1 protein-coding gene is annotated in these 597 nt (G+C 46.6%); it reads left to right on the plus strand.

The window, feature by feature from the left end; translation table 11 throughout:
- Window positions 1-597, plus strand: a 597-nt coding sequence (locus tag ACTHUR_RS15955; RefSeq protein ID WP_440399646.1) for a transferrin-binding N-lobe domain-containing protein, incomplete at both ends; no start/stop codon positions are given.

Consider the following 597-nt stretch of genomic DNA (forward strand, 5'->3'; position numbering starts at 1 on the left):
AACCCCGTCAGATTCCAAACCTTCCAAGCCTGAGGATATTCCTGCTCCGGCTCCTGCCAAACCTTCTATAGAAACCACGCCGGTCAACCAGCCCGCCGTCGGTGCGGCAATGCGGTTGCCAAGGCGGAATATTGCTTTTTATAACAAAGACGGTACGGAAATTCCCGATAAGCATCAGGCAGAGGAGTATCTGCCGCTTAAAGAGGAGGATATCCTGTTTTTAGACGGTACGCCGCAAGAACAGGTCGACAAACTTAAAAAGGAAATCAAAGGACGGCATCCTAATGCACAAATCTACACGTCCGATTCAAAAGATGCTGTGTATCAATATAAATATGTCCGGGCCGGATATGTTTATACTCAAACAGGAGAAGACGAAATCAAACAGAACTCAGGTGGTAAGCGGTTTACCCACCGGTTTGGTTATGACGGGTTTGTATATTATTCCGGAGAACATCCCTCCCAATCTTTACCGAGCGCGGGAACGGTGAAATATTCCGGTAACTGGCAATATATGACCGATGCCAAACGTCATCGGACAGGTCAGGCGGTTGCCAGTGAGAATTTGGGTTATAACACATATTATGGTAATAATAT

The sequence above is a fragment of the Neisseria sp. P0021.S007 genome (assembly GCF_051956855.1).